Here is a 23,559-nt window from a genome sequence, read left to right as displayed (position 1 = left end):
ACTCCGTACGTGGGACAAGGGTCAGGACTCGGAGCCGTCGAGCGCCAGCCTGATGAGGGTGTCGGCGTCCATCTCGTCGATGTCGACGCCCTCGTCGGTGGAGGCGTGGTCGGTGTCGTCGCCGTCGGCGAGGGTGAGCAGCAGGTCCAGCAGTCCGGCCTCGCGGATCCGGGCCAGCGGGATGGTGGCGAGGGCCTGCCGCACCGCCGTCTCCGCCGGGTCGGCCGTCTCCTCCCGCTGCGTCTCGGGGACCAGCTCGGTGAGCAGGTGCCCGGCGACGGTGGCCGGGTCGGGGTAGTCGAAGACCAGCGTCGTGGGCAGGGACAGGCCGGTGACCCGGGTCAGCCGGTTGCGCAGCTCGACGGCGGTCAGCGAGTCGAAGCCGAGTTCCTTGAACGCCCGCCTCGGCTTGACCAGCTCGGGACCGGTGTGGCCGAGCACGGCCGCCGCCTCGGCGCGGACCAGGTCGGTGAGGTGCCGGTCCCGCTCGTCGTCGGGCAGCGCGAGCAGCCGCTCACGCAGCGACCGGCCGCCGTCGGCCGACGTGGTGTCCCCGGCCGGGGTGGCCTGGCGGGCCTCCGGCAGGTCGGCCAGGAGCGGACGCGGACCGGCCGAGGAGTACGCCGGGGCGAACGTCGCCCAGTCCACGTCGACCACGGTGAGGCCGGTACGGCCACCGCCGACGGCCACCCGCAGGGCGTGCACCGCGTCGTCCGGGGCCATCGCCCGCAGCCCGCGTCGGGCCAGTTCCCGCTGGGCGTCGTCGGTGGCCATGCCGCCGTCGGCCCACGGACCCCACGCCACCGAGGTGGCGGCGAGGCCCCGGGCGCGTCGCCGCTCGGCCAGCGCGTCGAGGTACGCGTTGCCGGCCGCGTAGCCGGCCTGTCCGCCGCTGCCCCACACCCCGGCGATCGAGGCGAAGAGGACGAACGCGTCGAGCGGCCGGTCGCCGAGCAGCTCGTCGAGGTGCACCGCACCGGCGATCTTGCCGGCCATCACCCCGGCCAGCCGGTCCAGGTCGGTGTCGACCATCGGGGCCACGTCGTTGAGCCCGGCCGCGTGCACCACCGCGGTCAACGGTTCCGGGTCGTCGTCGATCCGGGCGAGCAGCGCGGCCACCGCGTCCCGGTCGGCCACGTCGCAGGCGGCCACGGTCACCCGGGCCCCCAGAGCGGTCAGCTCGTCACGCAGGTCGGCCGCGCCGGGGGCGGCGTCGCCACGACGGCTGGTGAGCACCAGGTGCGCCGCGCCGGTGCCGGCCGCCCAGCGGGCCACGTGCGCGCCGAGCGCGCCGGTGCCGCCGGTGACCAGCACGGTGCCGGAGGGCCGCCACCGCTCGGCCGCCGCCGGGTCGGCCGGGGTGGCCCGGGTCAGCCGGCGCGCGTACACGCCGGTGGGCCGGACCGCGAGCTGGTCCTCGTCCCCGCCGGCGGTGAGCGCCGCCGCCAGCCGGACCGGGTCGACGTCCCGCTCCGGCAGGTCCAGCAGACCCACCCGGAGCTGCGGCAGTTCCAGGCCGGCGACCCGGCCCATGCCCCACAGGGCGCCCTGGGCGGCGCTGCGCGCCGGGTCGGCGTCGCCGGTGCCGACCGCGCCCCGGGTGACACACCACAGCGGACCCGCCGCACCGGCGTCGTGCAGGGCCTGCACGAGCAGCAGGGTGGCCGCGACGCCGGCCGGCACAGCCGGCTGCTTCGGGTGCGGACCGTCGGCCAGGCCGAGCAGGGAGACCACGCCGGTGACCGGCCCGTCGGCCAGCGCGCTGGTCAACCGGCGGGTCAGGCCGCCCCGGGTGGCGGTGGCCGGGTCGACGACCAGCCGCCGGACGTCGCCGCCGGCAACCGTCAGCGCGGCTTCGACCTGCTCCCCCGCCGGGTCGCCGTCGGGGCCGACGAGCAGCCAGCCGCCGGTCGCCGTCGCCGGGTCACCCAGGTCGATCCGACGCCATCCCACCTGGTACGACCAGCCGTTGACGGCCGCGTCGCGGGTCCGGGCCCGACGCCAGGAGGTGAGGGCGGGCAGGGCCGGGGCGAGGGCGTCCACCGCGTCCGCGCCGAGCTGGCCGGCGAGGACGCTCAGGTCTCCGCCCTCGACGGCGGCCCAGAACTCGGCGTCGCCCGCGTCCGTCACCGACGTCGTGCCCTGTCGCCGGCTCGCCGGCTCGGGCCAGAACCGCTGGTGCTGGAACGCGTACGTCGGCAGGTCCACCCGGCGCGCGCCGGTGAACCAGGGCTCCCAGCGGACCGGCAGGCCGTGCACGTGCAGCTCACCCAGCGCGGCGACCAGCCCGGCCACCTCGGCACGGTCCCGCCGCTGGGCGGCCACGGCGAGCACGTCCTCGTCCCCGGGGAGCACGTCGGCGGCCATCGCGGTCAGCACGCTCTGCGGGCCGACCTCCAGGAACGTGTCCACGCCCGCCTTGCGGAGCACGGTGACCCCGTCGGCGAAGCGGACGGTCTCCCGCACGTGCCGGACCCAGTAGTCCGGGTCGCGGAACTCCTCGGCGTCGACGAGCGCGCCGGTCAGGTTCGACACCACCGGCAGCAGCGGCGCGGCGAACGTCAGCCCTTCGACGACCGCCCGGAACCCGTCGAGCATCGGCTCCATCAGCGGACTGTGGAACGCGTGGCTGACCGTCAGGCGACGGGTCCGCGCACCCCGCTCCCGCCAGATGCGCTCCACCTCGTCCAGGGCCTCGACCGCGCCCGACACGACGACCGCCGCCGGGCCGTTCACGGCGGCGACACCCACCCGGTCGGTCAGGCCGGCGAGCGTCCCGGCGACCGCCTCCTCGGACGCGGCCACCGCGAGCATCCCGCCCCCGGCGGGAAGGTCCTGCATCAGCCGGCCCCGTGCCGCGACCAGGGAACACGCGTCTGAGAGGGACAGCACCCCGGCGACGTGCGCGGCGGTGATCTCGCCGATCGAGTGACCGCCGACGAAGTCGGGGACGATCCCGAACGACTCGACCAGCCGGAACAGCGCCACCTCGACCGCGAACAGACCGGTCTGGGTGAACACGGTCTGGTCCAGCAGCTCCGCCTCCGGCGTGCCAGGCTCGGCGAACAGGACGGTCCGCAACGGCTGCGGCAGGAGCGGATCGAGGTGACCGCAGACCTCGTCCAACGCGGTGGCGAACACCGGGAAGGTCGCGGACAGCTCCCGGCCCATCCCGGCGCGCTGCGCACCCTGGCCGGAGAAGAGGAGTGCCAGCTGGCCACGCGGGGCGGCCGTGCCGGTCACCACCGCGCCCGACGGGTCACCGGCGGCGAGAGCGCGCAGCCCGGCGACCAGCTCGTCGCGGTCGGTCGCCGCGATCACCGCACGGTGCGCCAACGCCGACCGGGTGGTCACCGACGACCAGCCCACGTCCACCGGACGCAGCGCCTCGTCGCCCGTCAGCCAGTCGGCCCACCGGCCCGCCTGCCCGGCGAGGGCCGGCTCCGACCGCGCCGACAACAGCACCGGCGTCACCGTCTGCGGCACCGGCTCCACGGCCTCGGTCACGTCGGTCACCGGCGGCTGCTCGATGATCACGTGCGCGTTCGTGCCGGAGATGCCGAACGACGACACCGCCGCCCGACGCGGCCGGTCCACCGACGGCCACGGCGTCGGCGCGGTCGCCAGGGTGACCGCCCCGGTCGCCCAGTCGACGTGCGGGGACGGCTCGTCCACGTGCAACGTCGGCGGGACGAGACCGTGTCGCATGGCGAGGACCATCTTGATGATGCCGGCGACACCGGCGGCGGCCTGCGTGTGACCGATGTTCGACTTGATCGACCCGAGCAGCAGCGGACGGTCGGCGGGGCGGTCCTGCCCGTACGTGGCGAGGAGCGCCTGCGCCTCGATCGGGTCACCCAGGGTGGTGCCGGTGCCGTGCGCCTCCACCGCGTCCACATCGGCGGTGGTCAGCCGGGCGTTCGCGAGGGCCTGGCGGATGACCCGCTGCTGCGCGGGGCCGTTCGGCGCGGTCAGGCCGTTCGACGCGCCGTCCTGGTTGACGGCGCTGCCCCGCAGCACCGCGAGGACCCGGTGGCCGTGCCGCCGGGCGTCGGAGAGTCGTTCCACGAGGAGCATGCCGACGCCCTCGCCCCAGCCGGTGCCGTCCGCGCAGCCGGCGAACGCCTTGCACCGGCCGTCCGGGGCGAGACCCCGCTGCCGGGAGAAGCCGACGAAGGCACTCGGGGTGGCCATCACCGTCACGCCACCGGCCAGCGCCAGGTCGCACTCGCCGGACCGCAGCGCCTGCGCGGCCAGGTGCAGGGCGACCAGCGACGACGAACACGCGGTGTCGACGGTGACCGCCGGTCCCTCCAGGCCGAACACGTACGCCACCCGGCCGGAGGCGACGCTGCCGGCGGTGCCGTTGACGAGGTAGCCCTCCAGTTCCTCCGAGGCCTCCAGGCGGCCCGCGTAGTCGTGGTGGATGAGTCCGGCGAACACACCGGTGGTGCCCGTGGTGTCGCGCGGGTCGAGGCCGGCGGACTCGAACGCCTCCCAGGAGGTTTCCAGCAGCAGCCGCTGCTGCGGGTCCATCGCCAGCGCCTCACGCGGCGAGATACCGAAGAACTCCGGGTCGAACTCGGCCGCGTCGTACAGGAACCCGCCCTGCCGGGTGGTGGACGTGCCCGCCCGGTCCGCGTCCGCGTCGTAGAGGGCGTCCAGGTCCCAACCCCGATCGGTCGGGAACCCGTCGATCGCGTCGCGACCCGAGACGACCAGGTTCCACAGTTGCTCCGGGCTCGACACGCCACCCGGGAACCGGCAGGCCATCCCGACGATGGCGATCGGGTCGTCGGCACCGGGCGCGGTGACGGTCCGGACGGCGGTGGGCGCCGCTGCCACGGAGTGACCCATCTGCTCGTGCAGGTGCTCGGCGAGCCGCTCCGGCGTCGGGTAGTCGAAGACGAGCGTGGCGGTCAGCCGCAGCCCGGTCGCCGAGGCGAGCCGGTTACGCAACTCCACCGACGTCAACGAGTCGAAACCCAACTCCTTGAACGCCCGACCACCCGGCACCGCCTGCGCCGACGCGTGCCCCAGCACCGCCGCCGCCTGGGCACACACCAGCTCCACCAGCAGCCGACGCGCCTCGTCCTGCGACAGCCCTGTCAACCGCTCCGACCACGTGCCCGTGCCGGCCTCGACGGCGCGCGTCTGCCGGCGTGCCCCGCTCCGGGCCAACCGACGCAGGATCGGCGGGACCTGCGCGGGCTCCCCGGTGATCCGCAGCCGCGCGGCCACCACCGTGGGCGGTGTCCCGGTGAGCGCGGCGTCGAACAGGGTGGTTCCTTCGGTGGCGGTGAGGCCCGTCATGCCGAGCCGGCCCAGCCGCTGCCGGTCGTCCGCGCTGAGGCGGGCGGCCATGCCACCGGTGGCCCACATGCCCCAGCCGATGCTGGTCGCGGGCAGACCCTGCGCGCGCCGGTGCTGGGCGAGGGCGTCGAGGAACGCGTTCGCCGCCGCGTAGTTGCCCTGACCGGGCGAACCGAGCGTCGCCGCGATCGACGAGAACACCACGAACGCCGACAGATCCAACCCCGCCGTCGCCTCGTGCAGCGCCCACGCCGCATCGACCTTCGGCCGCAGCACCGTCGACATGCCGGCCGGGTCGAGGGAGGTGATCGTCGCGTCGGCGACGACCCCGGCACAGTGCACCACGGCGGTCAGCGGGTGCGCCGGATCGACGCCCGCGACCAGGGCAGCGACCTGCTCCGCGTCCGCCACGTCCACCGCGACGGTGGACACCGAGGCGCCCGAGGCGGCCAGCTCGGCGACCAGCGTCGCGTAGTCGCCGCCCTCGACCGGCGCGCTCCGGGACGCCAGCAGCAGACGCTTCGACCGTCCCGTGGCGACGAGGTGCCGGGCCACCACACCGGCCAGGGAACCGGAGGCCCCGGTGACCAGCGTGGTGCCGTCCTGGTCCAGCGGAGCCGGCACGGTGAGGACGACCTTGCCGACGTGGCGGGCCTGGCTGATGTGCCGCAACGCCTGCCGCGCCTTCCGCACATCCCACACCCGCGTCGGCAACGGCTTCAACACACCCTGCTCGAACAGTTCGAGCAGCTCGGACAACATCTGCCCGATCCGCTCGCCGCCGGCCTCGTTCAGGTCGAACGCCCGGTAGGACACCCCCGGATGCTGCGCAGCGACTCGTTCCGGATCCCGGAGGTCGGTCTTGCCCATCTCCACGAACCGGCCACCACGCGGCAACAACCGCAACGACGCGTCCACGAACTCACCCGCGAGCGCATCCAACACCACATCCACACCCGCGCCACCCGACGCGGCCACGAACGTCTGCTCGAACTCCGTCGTCCGCGACGACGCGATCCGCTCCGGCGCGACCCCCAGACCACGCAGGGTCTCCCACTTGCCGGGGCTGGCCGTGGCGTAGACCGTCGCACCGAAATGATGCGCCAACTGGATCGCCGCCATACCCACACCACCCGCACCCGAGTGGATCAACACCGACTCACCGGCCCGCAGGCCGGCGAGAGCGTGCAGCCCGTAGTACGCCGTCAGGAACACCACCGGCACCGACGCCGCCTCGACGAACGACCAGCCCGCCGGAACCTTCGCGATCCGCTCCCGCTGCGCCACCACCTCGGGGCCGAACCCGGGCTCGAACAACCCGAACACCCGATCACCGGGGGCGAGACCCTCGACACCGGGGCCGACCTCCAACACCACACCCGCGCCCTCGCTGCCCATCACCGCGGCCGGGTCCGGGTACATGCCGAGCGCCATGAGGACGTCGCGGAAGTTCACGCCGGTGGCACGCACCGCGATGCGGACCTCACCGGACGCGAGTTCGACCGGCGCGGTCGGGACGATCTCGACGCCGTCCAGGGTGCCGGGACGTACCGCGGCCACGTGCCACGGGCCGTTGGCCAGCGGGGTCAGTTCCGCGCCGGCCGGCCGGACGATCCGGGGCGTGAACACCCGGTCACCCCGGATCGCGAGTTGCCCGCCGGTGGCGGACTGGTCCGCCGCGACGGCCGCCAGCACGTCGAGGGTGCCCGTGTCGACGGTCCCGTCGATGTCGGCGAGCACGATGCGGCCCGGGTGTTCCGACTGCGCCGACCGCAGCAGACCCCACACCGCCGCACCCGCCAGGTCGACCACCCGCTCGTCGTCCTGCGCGGCCACCGCGCCCCGGGTCACCACCACCAACCGGGAGTCAGCCAGCGCGTCCGCCGTCAGCCACGCCTGCGCCGTCGCCAGGACCTCGTCGGTCAGGACGCGCACCGCCTGCGGCACCGGGGCGTCGACGACACCGCGCACCGGCAGCAGCACCACCTCGGGCGCGGTGTCTCCCGTCGCCACGGCGGACGCCAGCTCCGCCACGTCGGCAAAGACAGGGGCGGCGGGAAGGTCGGCCACGGCGTGCGGGGCACCCAGCATGGCCCAGCCCGTCGGGGTGGTGGCCGGCATGATGTCCTCGGCCTGCCAGGCCACCTCGAACAGCGACCGGGCGGCGGCAGTCGGGGCGGCGACCGCACCGGTCAGTTCCCGCAGGACGAGGGAGTCCACCGACACCACCGGCGCACCCGACTCGTCCACCGCCACCAGACGCACACCCGAACCGGCCCGCGACAACCACACCCGCAACACACGCGCACCCGACGCATGCACCTGCACACCCTCGAACGCGAACGGCACCCGAGGACCCGAACCCGAACCCCCGTCCAACAACCCGATCGGATGCAACGCCGCATCCAACAACGCCGGATGCACCCCGAACCCCGACACATCCGCAGACCCCGACGGCAACACCACCTCGGCGAACACCTCGCCGCCACCCGACCACACCCGACGCAGACCCTGGAACACCGGCCCGTACGACAGACCGTGTCCCACCAGCGCGTCGTACCAACCGGTCAGATCCGTCTCCGGGGCCGACGGGGGCCACGCGTCGATCGCCGGCTCGTCGTCCGTGGCGGGCTCCAGCACGCCCTCGGCGTGCCGGACCCACTCGGCGTCGGCGTCGTCGTCGGGCTGCGAGTAGACGGCGACGTCGCGTCCACCGGCCTCGACCGTGCCGACGCGCACCTGCACCCGGACCCCACCTGAGGCCGGCAGGGACAACGGCGCGGCGACCGTGAGTTCGCGTACCCGGGACGCGCCGACCTCGTCGCCGGCCCGCACGACCAGTTCCACCAGCGCGGTGCCCGGCACCAGCACCGACCCCGACACCACGTGGTCGGCCAGCCACGGGTGGGTGGCGACCGACAACCGGCCGGTCAGCACCACCCCGTCGTCACCGGCGAGCCGGACGGCGGCGCCCAGCAGCGGGTGCTCCGCCGCCGCGAGCCCCGCACCCGACACGTCGCCCGTGCGCCAGGCCACCGCCTCCGGCCAGAACCGCTCCCGCTGGAACGCGTACGTCGGCAGGTCCACCCGGGCCGCGCCGGAGCCGGTCAGCGGGCTCCAGTCGACGGCGACACCACCCACGTACGCCTCGGCCAGGGCTGTGAGCAGCGCGGACGCCTCGGTGCGGCCCTTGCGTAGGGTCGGTACGACCACCGGGCCGGTGCCGTCGGCCGTGCCCTCGGCGAGGCAGTCCTGGGTCATGCCGGCGAGGACACCGTCCGGCCCGACCTCCAGGTAGGTGCCGACGTGGCGCTGCCGCAGGTATCCGATGCCGTCGGCGAAGCGGACCGCCTCGCGGACGTGCCGTACCCAGTAGTCGGCGGTGCGGATCTCGTCGGCGTCGGCGAGCGCGCCGGTCAGGTTCGACACGACCGGCAGCAGCGGCGCGGCGAGGGCCAGCCCCTCGACCACGGCCCGGAACCCGTCGAGCATCGGTTCCATCAGCGGGCTGTGGAAGGCGTGGCTCACCCGCAACCGACGCGTCCGCGCCCCGCGGTCCCGCCAGATCCGCTCGACCTCGTCGAGCGTCTCGACGGCGCCGGAGACGACCACGGCCGACGGACCGTTCACCGCCGCGACACCGACCCGGTCGGTCAGTCCGACGAGGGTCTCCGCGACCTCCGCCTCCGGCGCGGCCACCGCCAGCATGCCCCCGCCGGCCGGGAGGGCCTGCATCAGCCGGCCCCGCGCCGCGACCAGCGCACACGCGTCCGCCAGGGACAGCACCCCGGCCACGTGGGCGGCGGTGATCTCGCCGACCGAGTGACCGCCGACGAAGTCGGGAACGATCCCGAACGACTCGACCAGCCGGAACAGCGCCACCTCGACCGCGAACAGGCCGGCCTGCGTGAACACGGTCTGGTCCAGCAGCTCCGCCTCGGGCGACCCTTCGGTGGCGAAGAGCACCGCACGCAGCGGCTGCGGCAGCAGCGGGTCCAGGTGGCCGCAGACCTCGTCCAGCGCGGTGGCGAAGACCGGGAACATCCCGTACAGCTCCCTGCCCATGCCGGCGCGCTGCGCGCCCTGACCGGAGAAGAGGACGGCAAGCCGGCCGGTGCGGGCCGTGCCGCGCACGACGATGGAGGACGGCTGGTCGTCGACGATCGTGTCGAGGCCGGCGAGGAGACTCTGCCGGTCCCGGGGCAGCAGCACCGCCCGGTGCTCGAAGGCGGAGCGTCCGGTGGCCAGCGCGTGCCCGAGGTCGGGCAGTCCGGTCTCCGGGTTCGCCGCCAGCCAGGCACGGAGCCGCTGCGCCTGCCCGCGCAGGGCCGGGCCGGTGCGGGCGGTGAGCACGCACGGGGTGGTCAGGTCGCCGAGGACGGCGGGGGCCGACGCGACCGGCGCGGGCGTCGCCTCCGGGGCCTGTTCGAGGATGGTGTGGACGTTGGTGCCGGAGATGCCGAACGAGGAGACGGCGGCCCGACGCGGCCGGTCCACCTGCGGCCAGGGGCGGGACTCGGCGAGCAGCTCGACCGCGCCGGCCGTCCAGTCGACGTGCGGGGACGGCTCGGCCACGTGCAGGGTCGCCGGCAGCCGCCCGTGGCGCATCGCCATGACCATCTTGATCACACCGGCGACACCGGCCGCCGCCTGGGCGTGGCCGATGTTCGACTTGATCGAACCCAACAGCAACGGCTCGGTACGGTCCTGCCCGTACGTGGCGAGCAGGGCCTGCGCCTCGATCGGGTCACCGAGGGCGGTGCCGGTGCCGTGCGCCTCGACCACGTCCACGTCGGCGGGGGCGAGCCGGGCGTTGGCCAGGGCCTGCCGGATCACCCGCTGCTGGGCGGGGCCGTTCGGGGCGGTGAGCCCGCTGCTGGCCCCGTCCTGGTTGACGGCGCTGCCCCGGACGACGGCGAGGATGCGTCGCCCGTTGCGCCGGGCGTCGGAGAGGCGTTCCAGCAGCAGCATGCCGACGCCCTCGGCGAAACCGGTGCCGTCGGCGCCCGCGCCGAACGCCTTGCACCGCCCGTCGGGCGACAGGCCGCGCTGGCGGGAGAACTCGGCGAGCATGCCAGGGGTGGACATGACGCTGACGCCACCGGCGAGGGCGAGACCGCACTCGTTCTGCCGCAGCGCCTGGGCGGCCAGGTGCAGGGCGACCAGCGACGACGAGCAGGCGGTGTCGACGGTGACCGCCGGCCCCTCCAGCCCGAACAGGTACGAGATCCGGCCGGAGGCGACACTGCCGGCGCTGCCGTTGCCGACGTACCCGTCGAGTTCGTCGGACGTGCCGAGCGCCTTGCCGGCGTAGTCGTGGTAGATCAGGCCGACGTAGACGCCGGTGCTGCTGCCCCGGGCGGTGAGCGGGTCGACGCCGGCCCGTTCGAAGGCCTCCCAGGAGGTCTCCAGCAGCAGCCGCTGCTGCGGGTCCATGGCCAGCGCCTCACGCGGGTTGATGCCGAAGAAGGCGGCGTCGAAGTCGGCGGCGTCGTAGAGGAAGCCGCCGCTGCGCGGGACGTCGGTGTCGTCCCCGGTGCCGGTCCGCAGGGCGGCGACGTCCCAGCCCCGGTCGGTGGGGAACGGCGCGATGACGTCCGCGCCCGCCGTCACCAGGTCCCAGAGCTGCTCGGGGGTCTGCACGGCACCGGGGAAGCGGCAGGCCATGCCGACGATGGCGATCGGCTCGTCGACGTCGGTGGTCGGGACGGTGGCCGGGGTGGGTGCCGGGGCGACCCGGCCACCGATCTCCCGGTCGAGGAAGTCGGCGAGCACGACGGGGGTCGGGTAGTCGAAGGCGACGGTCGCCGGCAGGCGCAGCCCGGTGGCCGAGGCGAGCCGGTTACGCAGCTCGACCGAGGTCAACGAGTCGAAGCCGATCTCCTTGAACGGCCGCAGCGGGTCGACGTTCTCCGCCGAACGGTGGCCGAGCACCGCGGCGACGCTGCCGGCGACCAGGTCGAGGAGCTGGCCGCGCCGTTCGACCGGGCTGAGCGCGGCGAGCCGTTCGGCGGCCGACAGTTCGGCGGTGCCACGGGCCGCCGAGCGCCGCCGGGTGCGGGGCTGGCGCACGAGGTCCCGCAGCATGGCAGGCACCCGGTCCGCGTCCGGCCCGTCCGCCACCGCCGGCACCTTCATGAGGACGACGTGTGCGCCGCCGTGTCGCTGCGCGGCGTCGAACAGGGCGAGTCCCTCGGCGTCGGTGAGCGGGGCGCTGCCGGCGCGGATGGCCCGCCGGTGCTCGCTGGTGTCGAGGTGGGCGGTCATGCTGCTGGTGGTGGCCCAGAGTCCCCACCCGAGGCTGGTCGCGGGCAGGCCGTCCGCGCGCCGCTGCTGGGCGAGGGCGTCGAGGAACGCGTTCGCCGCCGCGTAGTTGCCCTGACCGGGCGAACCGAGCGTCGCCGCGATCGACGAGAACACCACGAACGCCGACAGATCCAACCCCGCCGTCGCCTCGTGCAACACCCAACCGGCGTCCACCTTCGGCCGCAGCACCGTGGCCAACGCCTCCGCGTCCAGCGAGGTGATCGTGCCGTCGGCGATGACGCCTGCGCAGTGCACCACGGCGGTCAACGGATGCGCCGCATCCACCCCGGCCACCAGAGCCGCGACCTGCTCCGGATCGGCCACGTCCACCGGCACCGTCGTCACGACCGCCCCGGCATCCGTCAGCTCCGCGACCAACGCGGCGTAGGAGCTGCCCTCGACGGGCAGACTGCGCGAGGCCAACAGCAGACGCCTCGACCGCCCCGACGCCACCAGGTGCCGGGCGACGACACCCGCCAACGTGCCGGACGCCCCGGTGACCAACGTGGTCCCATCCTGGTCCAGCGGAGCAGGCACGGTGAGCACCACCTTGCCGACGTGGCGGGCCTGACTGATGTGCCGCAACGCCTGCCGCGCCTGCCGCACATCCCACACCCGCGTCGGCAACGGCTTCAAGACGCCCTGCTCGAACAGTTCGAGCAGCTCGGACAACATCTGCCCGATCCGCTCGCCGCCGGCCTGGTTGAGTTCGAACGCCTGGTAGGAGACGCCGGGGTGCTGCTCGGCGACCAGCTGCGGATCGCGGACGTCGGTCTTGCCCATCTCCACGAACCGACCGCCGCGCGGCAACAACCGCAACGACGCGTCCACGAACTCACCCGCGAGCGCATCCAGTACGACATCCACGCCTGCCCCGTCGGATGCGGTCAGGAACGCCTGCTCGAAGTCGGTCGTCCGCGACGACGCGATCCGCTCCTCAGCCACACCCAGACCACGCAGGGTCTCCCACTTGCCGGGGCTCGCCGTGGCATAGACCGTCGCACCGAAATGGTGCGCCAACTGGATCGCCGCCATCCCGACGCCACCCGCACCCGAGTGGATCAACACCGACTCACCGGCCCGCAGACCCGCCAGGTCACGCAGGGCGTAGTAGGCGGTCAGGAACACCACCGGAACGGAGGCGGCCTCGACAAACGACCAGCCGGCGGGAATCCGCGCGATGCGCTCCCGCTGCGCCACCACCTGCGGGCCGAAACCGGGCTCGAACAACCCGAACACCCGGTCGCCCGGCACGAGGCCCTCGACGTCCGGGCCGACCTCCAACACCACGCCCGCACCCTCACTGCCCATCACCGCAGTGGAATCCGGGTACATGCCCAGTGCGATCAGCACGTCACGGAAGTTCACGCCGGTGGCGCGCACCGCGACACGTAACTGACCGGCCGCCAGGGGCAGAGCGGTGCCGGCGACCACGTCGACGCCGTCGATCGTCCCCGGCTCCACCGAGGCAAGGTGCCAGAGATCGGTGGACGGGACGAGACGGTCGGCCCCGGGCCGGGTGACGCGGGGTACGAACACCGTGTCGCCCCGGAACGCGAGCTGCCCACCGGCCGGGGCCGGGTCACCGGCCACCGCCGCGAGCACCGCCACCGTGTCGGCGTCGGGTCCACGGTCGAGGTCGGCCAGGACGATGCGCCCCGGGTGCTCCGACTGCGCCGACCGCAGCAGACCCCACACCGCTGCCCCGGCCAGGTCACCGGCCCGGTCGCCCGTCCGGATCGCCAGGGCGTCGCGGGTGAGCACCACCAGTCGGGAGTCGGCGAGCACGTCGGCGGCGAGCCACGCCTGCACGGTCGCCAGGACGTCCACCGTCAACGCCCGGACCGCCTCCGGGACCGGTGTCCCGGCGACACCCCGCACCGGCAGCAGCACCACCTCCGGCGACGGCTTCCCCGCCTCGACGGCGGCGAGCAGCGCCGCCACGTCCGCGTACGCCGGCATCGCGGACAGGTCCCCGGCGAGTGGAGCGTCGGCCGTCAGGACCGCCCAGCCGGAGACATCCTCGGCCGGCGTGATCTCCTCCGCCTGCCAGGAGACCTCGAACAGGGACCGGTCGACGGCAGCCGGAGTGGAGACGGCAGCCATCTCCCGCAGCACGAGGGAGTCCACCGACACCACCGGCGCGCCCGACTCGTCCACCGCCACCAGACGCACACCCGAACCGGCCCGCGTCAGCCGCACGTGCAGGACACTGGCCCCGGAGGCGTGCACCTGCACACCCTCGAACGCGAAGGGCACCCGGGGGCCGGCCCCGTCCCCGGACAGCAGCAGACCGATCGGGTGCAACGCCGCGTCGAGCAGCGCCGGGTGCACCCCGAAGCCGGACACGTCCGTCACCCCGTCGGCCAGGGCGACCTCGGCGTGCACCTCGTCGTCACCGGCCCACACCCGGCGGAGGCCCTGGAACACCGGCCCGTACGACAGGCCGTGTCCGACCAGCACGTCGTACCAACCGGTCAGGTCGGTCTCCGGGCCGGCGGGCGGCCACGTGTCGAGGCCGGGTTCCTCGTCGACGGCCGGTTCGAGCACACCGTCGGCGTGCCGCACCCACTCGGCGTCGACGTCCTCGTCGAGCTGCGAATACACCGCCACGTCCCGGGCACCGGCGTCATCGGCGTCACCGACCCGCACCTGCACCCGAACCCCACCGGAAGCCGGCAACGACAACGGCGCGGCGACCGTCAACTCCCGAACCCGCGACGCACCCACCTCGTCACCGGCCCGCACCACCAACTCCACCAGCGCCGTACCCGGCACCACCACCGACCCCGACACCACATGATCGGCCAGCCACGGATGGGTCGACACCGACAGGCGGCCGGTCAGCACCATCCCGTCGTCACCGGCGAGCCGCACCGCCGCGCCGAGCAGCGGGTGTCCGGGGGCGGCGAGGCCGGCTCCCGACACGTCACCGGCCCGCCAGCTCGCCGCCTCGGGCCAGAACCGCTCCCGCTGGAACGCGTACGTCGGCAGCTCCACCCGGGCCGCGCCGGAGCCGGCGAAGAGGGCGGCCCAGTCGACCGGTACGCCGGCCGCGTACAGGCCACCGAGCGCGGCGAGGATCTCGCGGGGACCGTTCTCGTCGCGGCGCAGGGAGCCGACCACCACGCCGGGCGTCCCGGCGGCGGAGGGCTGGTCCGGGTCGGCGATGGCCCGGTCGAGCGCGTCCTGCACCACCACCTTGAGCACGGGGTGCGGGCTGACCTCGACGAACGTCCGGTATCCGGCGGCGATCAGCGCGTCGACGACGGGAGCGAGGCGGACCGGCTCACGCAGGTTCCGGTACCAGTAGTCGGCGTCCAGTTCGGTGGTGTCGACCAGCTCACCCGTGACGGTGGAGTGGAAGGCCACCTCGGTCGGGTGGGACACGATCGTGCCGAGCGCGCCGGCCAGGTCCTCGCGGACCGCCTCGACGTGACCGCAGTGGGAGGCGTAGTCGACGGCGATCTGCCGGGCCCGGATGCCGCGCTCCGCGCAGGTGGCCAGCAGTTCGGCGACGGACGTGGCGTCGCCGGAGACGACGGTGACGCTGGCGCCGTTCAGCGCGGCGACGGAGAGCGTGTCCGCCCAGGGTTCGATGAGCTGCGCGGTGTCGGCGGCGGAGAGCGGCACGGAGACCATGCCGCCGAGCCCGGAGATGGCGAGCAGGCCCCGGCTGCGGGCCACGACCAGGCGCATCGCGTCGGGCAGGGTGAGCGCGCCGGCCGCGCAGGCGGCAGCGATCTCGCCCTGCGAGTGGCCGATGACCGCGTCCGGGCGGATCCCGCAGGCCTTCCACACCTCGGCTAGGGACACCATGACGGAGAAAAGCAGCGGCTGGACGACGTCGACACGGTCCATCGCCGGGGCGTCCGGGGCGCCGCGCAGGACGTCCTCGATCGACCAGTCGGTCAGGCGGGACAGCTCCGCCGCGCACTCGTCCATCCGGCTGCGGAAGACCGGCGAGGAGTCGAGGAGGTCGAGGGCCATGCCCGCCCACTGGGAGCCCTGGCCGGGGAAGACGAAAACGACCTTGGGCGTACCGTCGCCGACGCTGGTGCGATGGTCGGCCTCGACCAGCGTGGCGAGCCCGGCCAGCGCGTCGTCGCGGTCTGCGGCGACCACCACCTGCCGGTACGGGTGGTGGGCGCGGCCGGTGGCGAGCGAGTGACCGAGGTCGACCAGGTCGAGGTCCGGCCGCTCGGCGAGGTGGTCGCGGATCCGCGCCGCCTGGTCGCGCAACGCGCGGGCGCTGCGGGCCGACACGGGCAGCGGTACGGCGTCGGCGGCGACCAACCCGGGCAGCGCCCTGCGGCGCTCGGGGCGGACCGGCGTGGTGGCCGGGGCCTGCTCGATGATGGCGTGGGCGTTGGTGCCGGAGATCCCGAACGACGACACCGCCGCCCGACGCGGCCGACCGGTCTCCGGCCACGGCGTCGGCTCGGTGGCCAGCGCGACAGCTCCCGCGCTCCAGTCCACGTGCGGGGACGGCTCGTCCACGTGCAACGTCGGCGGCACCACACCGTGCCGCATCGCCAGGACCATCTTGATCACACCGGCGACACCCGCGGCAGCCTGCGTGTGCCCGATGTTCGACTTGATCGACCCGAGCAGCAGCGGCTCGACACGGTCCTGACCATAGGTGGCGAGGAGAGCCTGCGCCTCGATCGGATCACCGAGGGTGGTGCCGGTGCCGTGCGCCTCCACCGCATCCACGTCCGCCGTGGTCAGCCGGGCGTTCGCCAGGGCCTGGCGGATCACCCGCTGCTGGGAGGGGCCGTTCGGCGCGGTCAGGCCGTTCGACGCGCCGTCCTGGTTCACCGCGCTGCCCCGCACCACAGCCAGGACCCGGTGCCCCCGCCGCTGCGCGTCGGAAAGCCGCTCCACGAGCAGCATGCCGACACCCTCACCCCAACCGGTGCCGTCCGCTCCCCCGGCGAACGCCTTGCACCGACCGTCCGGTGACAGGCCGCCCTGGCGGGAGAACTCGGAGAACATGCCCGGGGCGGCCATCAGTGCCACGCCACCGGCGAGGGCCATCTCGCACTCTCCGGAGCGCAGCGCCTGCGCGGCCAGGTGCAGGGCGACAAGCGACGACGAACACGCGGTGTCGACGGTGACCGCCGGTCCCTCCAGACCGAACGTGTAGGCGACCCGACCGGAGGCGACGCTGCCGGCGGTGCCGGTCAGCAGGTGACCTTCGAGTCCGTCGAGGCCGTCGCTGCCGCTGGCGGCGTAGCCGGAGGAGGCGGCACCGATGAAGACACCGGTGACGGTGCCGTGGCCGCTGGTGGGATCGATACCCGCGTGCTCGAACGCTTCCCAGGAGGTCTCCAGCAGCAGCCGCTGCTGCGGGTCCATCGCCAGGGCCTCACGCGGCGAGATACCGAAGAACTCCGGGTCGAACTCGGCCGCGTCGTACAGGAACCCGCCCTGCCGGGTGGTGGACGTGCCCGCCCGCTCCGCGTCCGCGTCGTAGAGGGCATCCAGGTCCCAACCCCGATCGGTCGGGAACCCGTCGATCGCGTCCCCGCCGGAGGAGACCAGAGCCCACAGCTGGTCGGGAGTCGACACCCCGCCCGGATACCGGCAGGCCATGCCGATGATGGCGATCGGCTCGTCGAAGGTCGCCGGGCCGGCGGTCGGGGCCATGGCCCGGTCGCCGCTCGTGGTCTCCGCCAGCCGGTCGTGGAGGTGCTCGGCGAGCCGGGCCGGGGTCGGGTAGTCGAAGACGAGCGTGGCGGTCAGCCGCAGCCCGGTCGCCGAGGCGAGCCGGTTACGCAACTCCACCGACGTCAATGAGTCGAAACCCAACTCCTTGAACGCCCGACCACCCGGCACCGCCTGCGCCGACGCATGCCCCAGCACCGCCGCCGCCTGCGCACACACCAGCTCCACCAGCAGCCGACGCGCCTCGTCCTGCGACAGCCCCGTCAACCGCTCCGACCAGGCGGAGGCACCCGTGCCGGTCGCGCCGCCGGCCTGACGGCGTCCGCCCGAGCGGGCGAGGAGTCGCAGGATCGGCGGGACCTGCCCGGCGTCCCCGGTGATCCCGAGGCGGGCCGCCGCGATCGCCGGCAGTGCCCGGGTCGTCGCGGCGTCGAAGAGGGCGGCGCCCTCGGCGGCGGTGAGGCCCGTCATGCCGAGTCGGCTGAGCCGCTGCTCGTCGTCCCGGTCAAGGTGGGCGGTCATGCTGCTGGTGGTAGCCCACATGCCCCAGCCGATGCTGGTGGCCGGCAGGCCGTCCGCGCGCCGCTGCTGGGCGAGCGCGTCGAGGAACGCGTTCGCCGCCGCGTAGTTGCCCTGACCGGGCGAACCGAGCGTCGCCGCGATCGACGAGAACACCACGAACGCCGACAGATCCAACCCCGCCGTCGCCTCGTGCAACACCCAACCGGCGTCCACCTTCGGCCGCAGCACCGTGGCCAACGCCTCCGCGTCCAGCGAGGTGATCGTCGCGTCGGCGATCACGCCCGCACAGTGCACCACGGCGGTCAACGGATGCGCCGCATCCACCCCGGCCACCAGAACCGCGACCTGCTCCGGATCGGCCACGTCCACCGGCACCGTCGTCACGACCGCCCCGGCATCCGTCAGCTCCGCGACCAACGCCGCGTAGTCGCCGCCCTCGACGGGCAGACTGCGCGACGCCAACAGCAGACGCCTCGACCGCCCCGACGCCACCAGGTGCCGGGCGACGACACCCGCCAACGTGCCGGACGCCCCGGTGACCAACGTGGTCCCGTCCCGGTCCAGCGGAGCAGGCACGGTGAGCACCACCTTGCCGACGTGGCGGGCCTGACTGATGTGCCGCAACGCCTGCCGCGCCTGCCGCACATCCCACACCCGCGTCGGCAACGGCGCCAACACACCCTGCTCGAACAGTTCGAGCAGCTCGGACAACATCTGCCCGATCCGGACCCCACCCGCCTCGTTCAGGTCGAACGCCCGGTAGGACACCCCCGGATGCTCCCCGGCCACCACCTCCGGATCCCGGAGATCGGTCTTGCCCATCTCCACGAACCGACCACCACGCGGCAACAACCGCAACGACGCGTCCACGAACTCACCCGCGAGCGCATCCAACACCACGTCGACACCGGCCCCGCCGGACGCGGCCACGAACGTCTGCTCGAACCCCGTCGTCCGCGACGACGCGATCCGCTCCGGCGCGACCCCCAGACCACGCAGGGTCTCCCACTTGCCGGGGCTCGCCGTGGCATAGACCGTCGCACCGAAGTGGTGCGCCAACTGGATCGCCGCCATACCCACACCACCCGCACCCGAGTGGATCAACACCGACTCACCGGCCCGCAGACCCGCCAGGTCACGCAGGGCGTAGTAGGCGGTCAGGAACACCAGCGGGACGGAGGCGGCCTGGGTGTACGACCAGCCGGCGGGGATCTTCGCCACCCGCTCCCGCTGCGCCACCACCTCGGGGCCGAACCCGGGCTCGAACATGCCCATGACCCGGTCACCGGGCACGAGGCCGTCGACACCGGGGCCGACCTCCAGCACGACGCCCGCGCCCTCGCTGCCCATCCGGGCGGCCGGATCCGGGTACATGCCGAGCGCGATCAGCACGTCACGGAAGTTCACGCCCGTGGCCCGTACGGCGATCCGCACCTGCCCCGGCCCGAGCGTGAGCGGCGGGGCGGACACCAGGTCGATGCCGTCGAGCGTGCCAGGGGTGACCGGCGCGAGATGCCAGCGGCCTGACGCCGGAGGCACCAGACCGTCGCCACTGAGGCGGGTCAGCCGGGGTACGAACACCGTCCCGCCCCGGATCGCGAGCTGCCCACCGGTCGGGGCCGGGTCGCCGGCCACCGCCGCGAGCACCGCCACCGTGTCAGCGTCGGGTCCACGGTCGAGGTCGGCCAGGACGATGCGGCCCGGGTGCTCCGACTGCGCCGAGCGCAGCAGACCCCACACCGCCGTGCCGGCCGGATCGGTCACCCGTTCCTCGTCGCCGACCGTCATCGCGCCCCGGGTGAGCACCACCAGTCGGGAGTCGGCGAGCACGTCGGCGGCGAGCCACGCCTGCACGGTCGCCAGGACGTCCACCGTCAGCACCCGCACCGCGTCCGGAACCGGGGCATCGAGGTCACCCCGCACCGGCAGCAGCACCACCTCCGGCGACGGCTTCCCCGCCTCGACGGCGGCGAGCAGCGCCGCCACGTCCGCGTACGCCGGCATCGTGGGCAGGTCGACGGCGAGCGCGGCGTCGACGGCCAGCAGCGCGGAGTTGGTCGGCTCTCCGGTCGGCGCGACGTCCTCGACGTGCCAGGTCGTCTCGAACAGGGACCGGTCGGCGGCGCTCGGGGTGGAGACGGTGCCCATCTCCCGCAGGACGAGGGAGTCCACCGACACCACCGGCGCACCCGACTCGTCCACCGCCACCAGACGCACACCCGAACCAACCCGCGTCAACCACACCCGCAGGACACGGGCCCCGGAGGCATGCACCTGCACACCCTCGAACGCGAACGGCACCCGAGGACCCGAACCCGAACCCGCATCCAACAACCCGATCGGATGCAACGCCGCATCCAACAGCGCCGGATGCACCCCGAACCCCGACACATCCGCAGACTCCTGCGGCAACACCACCTCGGCGAACACCTCGCCGCCACCCGACCACACCCGACGCAGACCCTGGAACACCGGCCCGTACGACAGACCGTGCTCCGCGAACCTCGGGTACCAGTCCGTCAGGTCCACCTCGGACGCCGCCGTCGGCGGCCAGGCTGCCAGGGCCGGTTCGTCGGCCGACGCGGGCTCCAGCACACCCTCGGCGTGCCGCACCCACTCGGCGTCGACGTCCTCGTCGAGCTGCGAATACACCGCCACGTCCCGGGCACCCGCGCCGTCGGCGTCACCGACCCGCACCTGCACCCGAACCCCACCGGAAGCCGGCAGCGACAACGGCGCGGCGACCGTGAGTTCGCGTACCCGCGACGCACCCACCTCGTCACCGGCCCGCACCACCAACTCCACCAGCGCCGTACCCGGCACCACCACCGACCCCGACACCACATGATCGGCCAACCAGGCGTGCGACGACACCGACAGGCGGCCCGTCAACACCACCCCGCCGTCACCGGCCAGGCGCACCGCCGCGCCCAACAACGGGTGGCCCGCGACGCCCAGGCCCGCGCCCGACACGTCACCGACCTGCCAGGTCGCCACCTCGGGCCAGAACCGCTCCCGCTGGAACGCGTACGTCGGCAGGTCCACCCGGGCCGCGCCGGTGTCGGTGAACCACGGCGTCCAGGTCACCGGCACGCCGTGGACGTGCAGGTCGGCGAGGGCAGCCAGCAGGCCGGTGACCTCGGGCCGGTCCCGGCGCTGGGCGGCTACGGCGAGGACGTCGTCGTCGCCCGGCAGCGCGTCGGCGGTCATCGCGGTCAGGACGCTCTGCGGGCCGATCTCCAGGAACGTGTCCACCCCGGCGGCACGCAGCGCGGACACGCCGTCGGCGTACCGGACCGCCTCGCGGACGTGACGTACCCAGTAGTCGGGGGTGCGCAGGTCGTCGCCGTCGGCGAGCGCGCCGGTCAGGTTCGACACCACCGGCAGCACCGGCGCGGAGAAGGTGAGTCGGGCCAGCAGGGCCCGGAACGTCGCCAGCATCGGTTCCATCAGCGGGCTGTGGAACGCGTGGCTGACCGTCAGGCGGCGGGTCCGCACCCCCCGCTCCCGCCAGGCGTGCTCCACCTCGTCCAACGCCTCGACCGCGCCGGAGACGACGACCGCGTCCGGGCCGTTGACGGCGGCGATCCCGAGCCGGTCGGTCAGTCCCTCGATCGAGGCGGCCACGTCGGTCTCCGACGCGGCGACCGCGAGCATGCCGCCGCCGGCCGGCAGGGCCTGCATCAACCGACCCCGGGCGGCGACCAGCGCGCAGGCGTGTTCCAGGGAGAGCACCCCGGCCACGTGCGCCGCCGCGATCTCACCGACGGAGTGCCCGCCCACGAAGTCCGGCGTCAACCCGAACGACTCGACGAGGCGGAACAGCGCCACCTCGACCGCGAACAACCCGGCCTGCGTGAACGCCGTCTGGTCCAGCAGCGCCGCCTCCGCCGAACCCTCGGCGGCGAACAGCACGGTCGTCAGCGGCTGTGGCAGGGCCCGGTCGAGGTGTCCGCACGCCTCGTCGAAGGCGGCGGCGAAGACCGGGAAGGCCTCGTACAGTTCCCGGCCCATGCCGGCACGCTGGGCGCCCTGACCGGAGAAGAGCACCGCGAGCGGACCCCGCTCGGCCGCGTGACCGGTGACCACGGCGCCCGACGGCTCGTCCGCCGCCAGCGCACGCAGCCCGGCCAGCAGGTCGTCGCGACCGGCGACAGCGAGCACGGCCCGGCTGTCCAGGGTGGCCCGCGAGGTGACCGAGGCGAATCCGACGTCCAGGGGGCGCAGGTCCGCGTCGGCGTCCAGCCAGGCCGCCCAGCGACCGGCCAGGGCGGAGAGGGCGGTGGGGTTCGCGGCGGAGAGCAGGACCGGAACCGCCGGCAGCGTCCGCGTGCCGGCGGCGTCCTCGACTGCCGGTTCGGGCGTGGGGGCCTGTTCCAGGACGAGGTGGGCGTTGGTGCCGCTCATGCCGAACGAGGAGACGGCGGCCCGGCGGGGCCGGTCCGCCTCGGGCCAGGGGCGGCTCTCGGCGAGCAGCGACACCGCGCCGGCCGTCCAGTCGACGTGCGGGGTGGGCTGGTCGACGTGCAGGGTGCGGGGCAGCACGCCGTGCCGCATCGCCATGACCATCTTGATCACGCCGGCCACACCGGCCGCCGCCTGCGTGTGCCCGAGGTTCGACTTCAGGGAGCCGAGCCAGAGCGGACGGTCCGCCGGGCGCTCCCGGCCGTACGTGGCGAGCAGCGCCTGCGCCTCGATCGGGTCACCGAGGCGGGTGCCGGTGCCGTGCGCCTCGACGACGTCGACGTCGACGGGGGTGAGCCGGGCGCTGTCGAGGGCCTGGCGGATGACGCGCTGCTGCGCGGGACCGTTCGGCGCGGTGAGGCCGCTGCTGGCCCCGTCCTGGTTGACGGCGCTGCCCCGGATGACGGCGAGCACGGGGTGGCCGTTGCGCCGGGCGTCGGAGAGCCGCTCGACGAGCACCATGCCGACGCCCTCGGCCCAGCCGGTGCCGTCCGCGTCGGCGGAGAACGCCTTGCAGCGCCCGTCCGAGGCGAGGCCGCGCTGGCGGGAGAACTCGACGAAGCCACCGGGGGTGGCCATCACGCTGACGCCACCGGCCACGGCGAGGGTGCACTCGCCGTCCCGCAGGGCCTGGCTGGCCAGGTGCAGGGCGACCAGGGAGGACGAGCAGGCGGTGTCGATGGTGACGGCCGGGCCCTCCAGGCCGAACGTGTAGGCGAGCCGGCCGGAGATGACGCTCGCGGCGGTGCCGGTCAGCACGTACCCCTCGACGCCCTCCGGAAGGCGGCGCAGGACGGACGCGTAGTCCTGCCCGGCGGTGCCGACGAACACCCCGGTACGGCTGCCGCGCAGCGTGCCCGCGTCGATGCCGGAGCGCTCGAAGACCTCCCAGGTGGTTTCCAGCAGCAGCCGCTGCTGGGGGTCCATGGCGAGCGCCTCGCGGGGCGAGATGCCGAACAGGGTGGGATCGAAGTGGCCGGCGTCGCTCAGGAACCCGCCCCGGTCGCTGTACGAGGTGCCGGGGTGGTCCGGGTCCGGGTGGTACAGCTCGGCCAGGTTCCAGCCCCGGTCGGTGGGGAACGTCCCGGTCGCGTCCGTGCCGGCGGCGACGAGGTCCCACAGCTGCTCGGGCGAGCTGACGCCGCCGGGGAACCGGCAGGCCATGCCGACGACGGCGATCGGCTCGGGTTCGGCGTCCTCCAGTTCCCGCAGGCGTCGGTGCGCCTGGCGGAGTTCCGTGGTCACCCACTTCAGGTGTTCGAGGAGCTTCTCTTCGTCCGCCAT

At 74.2% G+C, this 23,559-nt stretch carries 1 protein-coding gene; it reads right to left on the bottom strand.

Translation table 11 applies throughout. The features are described 5' to 3' along the window. Window positions 1-21: 21 nt before the first annotated feature. The gene (locus QSK20_RS30780) at window positions 22-23,559 is read right to left on the bottom strand and encodes a type I polyketide synthase (RefSeq protein WP_285792129.1); all 23,538 of its coding nucleotides are present in this window, start codon (window positions 23,557-23,559) and stop codon (window positions 22-24) included.

The organism is Micromonospora sp. NBRC 101691, assembly GCF_030269285.1.
Classification (GTDB): domain Bacteria; phylum Actinomycetota; class Actinomycetes; order Mycobacteriales; family Micromonosporaceae; genus Micromonospora; species Micromonospora echinospora.
This window is presented reverse-complemented; position numbering and strand designations above follow the sequence as displayed.

What these genes read in the sequence shown, in the direction of transcription:
- QSK20_RS30780 (WP_285792129.1), bottom strand. Translation starts at nt 23,559, where the DNA reads ATGGCGGACGAAGAGAAGCTCCTCGAACACCTGAAGTGGGTGACCACG.